Source organism: Jatrophihabitans lederbergiae (genome assembly GCF_031845305.1).
Lineage (GTDB): Bacteria > Actinomycetota > Actinomycetes > Mycobacteriales > Jatrophihabitantaceae > Jatrophihabitans_A > Jatrophihabitans_A lederbergiae.
Genome location: NZ_JAVREH010000094.1, coordinates 1 through 6,732, shown reverse-complemented (window position 1 = coordinate 6,732; position 6,732 = coordinate 1). Strand labels below are relative to the sequence as shown.

Below are 6,732 nucleotides of genomic sequence, written 5' to 3'. Positions count from 1 at the left end.
CGCCGCAATCGAGACTTACATCGACGCCTGGAACGAACGCTGCCAGCCGTTCACCTGGACCAAGACCGCCGACGAAATCCTCACCAAAGCAACCGGCGGTCAAAGATCATCGTTCACGCGACACTAGTGGCCGAGCGCCGCGCCGACCTGCGCGACGACCTGTTGAGCGAGCTCATCCGCGGCCGGTACACGGGTGTGTTCAGCGAGCGGGAACTGCTCTCCACGATCTTGCTGCTCATCATCGCCGGCCACAAGACGGTTGCGAACATGGTCACCAGCGGCACCGCGCTGCTGCTGCGTCATCCCGAACAGCTGGCTCTGCTGCGCGCCGACTCGGGCCTTATCCCGGCGGCGATCGAGGAGATCCTGCGCTATGAGGGGTCTGCGGCCTGGGCCTCGCTGCGCATCGCGGCGCAGGATATGGAGCTCGGGGGCGTGCCCATCGCCAAGGGCAGCTTCGTGCACCTGTCGCTGTCCAGCGCGGGCCACGATCCCGATGTCTATGACGACCCGGAACGGTTCGACATCACTCGCTCGCCGAGCCGGCACCTGTCCTTCGGCCACGGCGCGCACTTCTGCGTCGGTGCGCCGCTGGCGCGTCTACAGGGAGAGCTCGCCTTCGGCACGCTGCTGCGCCGCCTCCCCGGCTTCGAACTCGCGGTGCCGCCGGACGAGCTGGCCTGGGTCGCGGACAGCTCGTTGAGCCGCGGCCTTGAAGCACTCCCCCTGCGCCTGCACGGGCGGCTGTCCCGATGACGGGCCATTCGGTCCCACCGGACGGCCCGAGCATCGCAGTGGTCGGTGTCGGTGGCGTCGGCGGTTACCTGGGTGGCCGCCTCGCCGCTGCGGGGCACGACCTGCAGTTGCTGGCCCGCGGCGAGAACTTGGCCGCGCTTCGGCGCCACGGTCTTCGCGTCACCAGTGGCGACGATACGTGGTCCGTGCCCGCGGTACGGGCGACCGACGACCCGCGCGAGATCGGTGAGGTCGACATGGTGCTGCTATGCGTCAAGACCTTGCAGCTGCCGTCCGCACTCGATGTGTTGGGCCCCATGATCGGCGCGGGCACCGCGGTGCTCACCATCCAGAACGGTGTGGAGGCACCGGAGCAGGTTGCCTCGGCGATCGGCCGAAACCACGTGCTGCCCGGTGTCGTCCGGGTCGTCGCGATACTGGCAGGCCCGGGCGAGATCGAGCACTCGGGCGGCCCTGCGGCCCTCGGCTTCGCGGAGTGGGACGGCAGCGTCTCGGCGCGGGTGTTGCGGCTGCGCGAGTCGCTGCGCGCCGCCGGCGTGGAGGCGCTCGAGCCCCGCGACATCTGGGCCGATCTCTGGAGCAAGTTCATGACGATCGTGCCGGTTGGCAGCCTCGGGGCCGCCACCGGCGGGGCGACAATCGGCGAGCTCCGATCACGCCCAGGCATCCGCCGGATGCTCCTTGCTGGCTCGCGGGAGATCTATGAGACGGGCGTGCAACTCGGCATCGCGCTACCGAGCGACGCCGTCGACGCCGCCGTGGCGGTGATGGAACGGCAGCCGCCGGACGCTACTACGTCGCTGCAGCGCGACATTCTGGCGGACCGGCCGTCGGAGCTAGAGGCCTGGACCGGAGCAGCGGTCCGCCTTGCCGGCCGAGCGGGCCGCGCCGCGCCCGTACACGAAATGCTTTACGAACTTCTCGCCACGCGTGCCGCGCGAACGGCAGCGAGTGTCTGAGACGTGGGCGCGGGACGAGTCAGGAGCGGTGGAGTGATGGTCGTAGAACGCAGCGCCTTACTAGACGTAACGGCATACCGGAGCTCGGACGCGCCGGGCGGCGGCGGCAGCCTGGAGTTGGAATTCGACCTGTCCAACAATGAACTGACTCATCCGCCGCTGCCGTCCGTGGTGGCCGCGATCGAGGCGACCCTGTCGCAGTTGGCCCGCTACCCTGACCCGACGGCGCGCACCTTGACCGAACAACTTGCCGGTCACCTGAGCATCCCCGCCGAGAACGTGGCAGTTGGCCCGGGCAGTGCCGGCGTCCTTCAGCAGATCCTTCTCGCGCTGTGCTGCGAGGGCGACGAGGTCGTCTACGCCTGGCCCGGGTTCGACGCCTACCCGCTGCTCGTCGCCGTGTGCGGCGCCACCAGCCTCCGAGTGCCGCTAACCGCCTCCGGTGAGCACGACCTTGACGGCATCCGCCTTCGGGTTGGCCCGCGCACCAGGGTGATCGTCCTCTGCTCGCCGCATAACCCAACCGGAACCGTCATCGACACCGACCGACTGCAGGGGTTCCTGCGATCGCTGCCGGAGCACGTGGTCACCGTGCTGGACGAGGCCTACATCGAGTTCGACCATTGCGGAAATCTTCCGGGCCGGCCCGCCATCCTGCAGCACCACGGCAACGTCGTTGTTCTGCGGACGTTTTCCAAGGCCTACGGCCTGGCGGCCCTCCGGGTCGGCTACGCAGCCGGGCCACCTCAGGTTATGGCGGCGGTCCGCAAGACGGCGCTGCCGTTCGGCGTGACTCAGCTGGCGGAGCAGGCCGCGATCGTGTCGCTGCACAGCGGTGCGGAGCTGCGAGAGCGGATGGCCGCGGTGGCCGCGGCGCGGCAGCAACTAGTCGACGGCTTGCGGGCGCTGCAGCTTCCCGTGCTGACGTCCCGCGCCAATTTCGTGTGGGTGCCGCTGCCCTCGTCCGCCCGCCGGTTCGCCGACACCGCAGCGAGCGCGGGGGTCAAGGTGCGGGAGTGCCCGGGGCACGGTGTGCGCATCTCCATGGGCGAGGCGGAGGCCCACCGGGCGCTGCTGGCAGCGCTGGGCCGGGCCGATCGGAGCCAGTGGCGCTGAGCGTGGCCACCATTCAGTCATTGTCACTCGGCCGACGTCCTTGGAGGTAGCTAGCCGTGAAACTGTTAATGATCGCCATGCCCTGGCAGGGCCTCGACACGCCGTCCAGCGCCCTGGGAATCCTGGGTCCGTGCGTGCGCCGGGACGCTGTCGGCTGGGACGTCGATGACCTATACGCCAACCTCCGCTGGGCCGAGCACCTGATTCGTGAGACCGGCGGCGCGATCACCGCCGCCGACTACGAGACCGTCGCGGAGCAGGTCTTCCACGGCGTCGGCGACTGGGTGTTCACGCCTGTGCTCTATGACGTTGACGGCTATCGGCGCACGGAGTTCGCCGAGTTCCTGCAACTGCGCAACATCGACCCGGTCGCGGCGGTGGAGATGCAGCGGCACTCGCGCCGGTTCGTCCAGGACCTCGCAGCCGAGATCGCTACCGACCCGCCGGACGTCGTCGGGTTCACCAGTACGTTCATGCAGAATGTGCCCTCGCTCGCCCTGGCCAAAGAGCTCAAGCGCCTCGTCCCCGGGATCGTCACGGTGCTCGGTGGCTGCAACTCAGACGGGCCCCAAGGCCCAGCCTTGCACCGCAACTTTCCGCAGCTCGACTTCGTGGTTAGCGGGGAAGGCGAGCGGGCTCTGCCCGCGCTGCTGAACCGCATCGCCGACGGCGCGGACGTCTCCAACATCCCGGGGCTCAGCTGGCGCGACAGCGGCAAGTCGATCGTGAACCCGCTGGCGAAGGCGGCACTGCCGTTCGCTGCGGTGCCCGCGCCCAATTACGACGACTACTTCCACGCGCTACGGCACGCGCCGCTGCTGCGCGACGTCTCCCCCCGAGCTGTGCTCGAGACCTCGCGGGGCTGCTGGTGGGGCGATAGCCACCAGTGCACCTTCTGCGGCTTGAACGGGTCGAACATCCAGTTCCGCAGCAAGGACCCAAAGCGTATCGCCGAGGAGGTCCGGGACCTCGCCGACCGCTACCAGGTGCTCGACGTGATCATGGTCGACAACATTCTGGACATGCAGTACATCGGCACCGCGATGCCGGAACTGGCCGCCCTCGACTGCGACCTGCGGATTCACTATGAAATCAAGTCGAACCTGTCGCGTGACGCGCTGAGCAGCCTGAAAGACGCCAACGTCCTGTATGTGCAGCCGGGCATCGAGAGCCTGTCCAGCCGCGTGCTGCGCCTCATGGACAAGGGCGTCAGCTCCCCGCACAACGTCCGCATGCTCCGCGATGCGCAGGACCTCGGGCTCAACGTGACGTGGAACATCCTCTACGGCTTCCCAGGCGAGACCGAGCAGGACTACCGGAGCATGATCGACAAGTTCGCCGCGCTCGAACACCTGCAGCCGCCCACGGGGGCGTGGCGGATCGCGCTAGAACGGTTCAGCCCGTACTTCGAGAACCCGTCGGAAGGTTTCATGTTCCGCCGTCCCGCGGAAATCTATGACTACATCTACGAAGTGCCGCGAGACGAACTCTATGACCTCGTGTATCTGTTCGACTGCCACGACTCCGGGATCACTGGGTCCATCGAGGATGATTTGAAGCAGGCGGCCGCGGCCTGGGCCAAGGGTTACCCGCACAGCAGCCTGACCTACTGGGTCAACGACGGGGGTCGGGTCGTCATCGAGGACCACCGCGCTAGCTGGCCGGAGGACGTCATCGAACTCGATGACGTCCACAGCACCGTCTACCTCGGCATGTCCCGCGTCGCCGGCAGGGAAGGCATCGGCCGACGAGTGGCCGATGCTGGGTTCAAAGTCAGTGATGAGGAGATCGAGCACATTCTGCGCTGGTTCGTTGACCGCGGCTTTGCCTATGAGGACGAGACACGCTTCGTGAGCGTCGCGCTCACGGTGGACCCGTTCCGCCGCAAGCTGGTCGACGATAAAATGGTGGTGGAGTCATGACGGACGCTGTGCTGGATATGAACCGACTCCGGATCCGGGCCGCGGACCCCGACGCCGCCCCGCCCACCGGGCGCCCGGCCAGCGAAACCCTAACCCTCGGCGCGGGTTCCGAACAGTTTCCGACTGCGACCGAGCTAGCGGCGCTGCTGCCACGCGTGCCGGTCCGAGAGGTGCTTCTCACCGGAACCGTTGACATCTCTGGAACCGACGACCGGACGGCAGCGCGGGCCATCGCACTGGTCCGCGAGTGCTCGTCCATCGGCGCACGGGTTACCTGGTCGCTGGCGCTCGAACCTTCACAGCTCGAGCTGGTCCGACGGCTGGACCACCTGCCCGCCCCCGAGCGGGCGACGATAATCGGGCAGCGCACCATACCGCTCGGTGAGTGGCGCTCGACCAATCACTTCGGCCTGTTCTACTTTCGGAAAGGCCCGACGTTCCTGTCGGTCGTCGAGCAGCGGGCCGAGTCCGACCGCCGGCTGATCGTGAACGACCCGGCCGAGATCGAGGTGCTGCGCCGCGGCTTGGACGGATGCGCCTGGGCGGAGCTTGCCGCCGACGCACGGCAGGCCACCGCCGCCGCGGATATGGTGAACGCAGGACTGCTGCTGCGGGTAGGCGAGCACTGCGTCACGCTGCCCGTGCACATGCGCTCCTGGCCCATCGGCGCGAAGCTGCTCACCGGGACACTGGCCTCGGCCGGGCCCAAGCAGGCAGCCGAGACGGGTGACGCCATCCCTGCCTGACGCGTGCCCCAGACATCTATGACGACATCTATGACGCTCATCCCGTGCGCCGTCGTCAATGGAGGACTCAAGGTGGCCGTCTGCGTGTCGTGGCGAACCGGCCGGTGTATCTAGGCCATCGGGACTGACCTGATGCCGGAGGGTGGTTCAGCCGCAGCCGCTCCGCTTAATATTGCTGAATCTTGAGCCGCGGGCCTGCATGGCAGTCGCGGAGCAAAGGCACTGGCGGCGCTCGGTCTCGGTCATCGACGCCCATTACGGCGCCGGGGGTCACGCAACCCGCAAGTCGAGCGCTGTGACTGAACCGTCCCGGGTTTGATGCCGCTTCCTTTCGTGCGAAGGATGCAGATCATGCCCAACAGGTACCCCGTGGAGCAGCGTGAGCGAGCGACCCGGATGGCTCTTGGTCGACTCGAGGAGTACGGCTCGGCGTGGAAGGTCGCGCACGCGCTCGGCCCCAAGCTGGGAGTCGGTCCGGAGACGCTACGCAAGTGGATCGTGCGGGCTCAGACCGACGCCGGCGCCCGGCCAGCTCCGAGCAGTGAGGAGCTGGCCGAGATCAAGCGGCTGAAGAAGGAGAACGCGGACCTTCGAGAAGCCAACGAGATCTTGAAGGCGGCCTCGATTTTCTTCGCGAGGGAACTCGACCCTCGCCACCGCTGATCGCCCGCTTCATCGACGAACAGCGCGCCGCTGGGCGTGGGGTCGAGTCGATCTGCGTCGTCCTGCGTGAGCAGGGCGTGCGGGTCGCCCCACGCACCTACCGGTTCTGGCGCACGAACCCACCCGCTGCGCGCTCAGTCAGCGACGCCGTGGTCATCGACCGGCTGCGTGGCCTGCGCACCGGCGGCGCCGGCGGTGGCCCGCTGCCCGAGGTGCTCTACGGACGCCGCAAGATGACTCGCTTCCTGAACCGCACCGGCCTGCCCGGGATCTCGAAACATTCGGTCGACCGGCTGATGCGCGACGAAGGCATGCGCGGCCCGGTCCGGGGCCGCAAGACCGGCACCACGATCCCCGGCAAGGACGGCGTGCGGGCCGGTGACCTACTCAACCGTGACTTCCGCACCACCGCCCCGAACCGGGCCTGGGTCACCGACTTCACTTAATGGGAGGGCCGGGGTGACCCGGCGGTTCGCGGCGGCTGGCAGGAGCCCCTGAGATTTCACCGGTCCAGGTCGAGTGCAGGGTGGTGGGTGAGCTGCTGACAGGTGACCACTCATTTGACGCAAC

The 6,732-nt window shown here is 67.8% G+C and carries 7 protein-coding genes; all 7 read left to right on the top strand.

Annotation, left to right across the window (positions count from 1 at the left end; genetic code table 11):
• Positions 1 to 126 precede the first annotated feature (126 nt).
• Positions 127 to 756, top strand: a complete 630-nt coding sequence (locus RM423_RS23700; protein ID WP_311425508.1) for a cytochrome P450 — start codon at positions 127 to 129, stop codon at positions 754 to 756.
• Positions 753 to 1,715 carry a 2-dehydropantoate 2-reductase gene (locus RM423_RS23695; RefSeq protein WP_311425507.1) on the top strand — a complete coding sequence of 321 codons (963 nt, stop codon included), beginning with the start codon at positions 753 to 755 and terminating at the stop codon, positions 1,713 to 1,715. The genes RM423_RS23700 and RM423_RS23695 overlap by 4 nt, the downstream gene beginning before the upstream one ends.
• Positions 1,716 to 1,751: 36 nt before the next feature.
• The gene (locus tag RM423_RS23690; protein WP_311425509.1) at positions 1,752 to 2,831 is read left to right on the top strand and encodes a histidinol-phosphate transaminase; all 1,080 of its coding nucleotides are present in this window, start codon (positions 1,752 to 1,754) and stop codon (positions 2,829 to 2,831) included.
• Positions 2,832 to 2,887: 56 nt separating this feature from the next.
• Complete coding sequence (locus RM423_RS23685) at positions 2,888 to 4,753, top strand: RiPP maturation radical SAM C-methyltransferase (RefSeq protein ID WP_311425506.1); 1,866 nt, start codon at positions 2,888 to 2,890, stop codon at positions 4,751 to 4,753.
• Positions 4,750 to 5,499, top strand: a complete 750-nt coding sequence (locus RM423_RS23680) for a DUF5825 family protein (RefSeq protein WP_311425505.1) — start codon at positions 4,750 to 4,752, stop codon at positions 5,497 to 5,499. The genes RM423_RS23685 and RM423_RS23680 overlap by 4 nt, the downstream gene beginning before the upstream one ends.
• A 351-nt stretch (positions 5,500 to 5,850) precedes the next feature.
• Positions 5,851 to 6,162 carry a transposase gene (locus RM423_RS23675; RefSeq protein WP_311425504.1) on the top strand — a complete coding sequence of 104 codons (312 nt, stop codon included), beginning with the start codon at positions 5,851 to 5,853 and terminating at the stop codon, positions 6,160 to 6,162.
• Positions 6,163 to 6,239: 77 nt separating this feature from the next.
• Positions 6,240 to 6,608 (top strand): IS3 family transposase, encoded by a 369-nt coding sequence (locus RM423_RS23670; RefSeq protein ID WP_311425503.1) that lies wholly within the window; start codon positions 6,240 to 6,242, stop codon positions 6,606 to 6,608.
• Positions 6,609 to 6,732 lie beyond the last annotated feature (124 nt).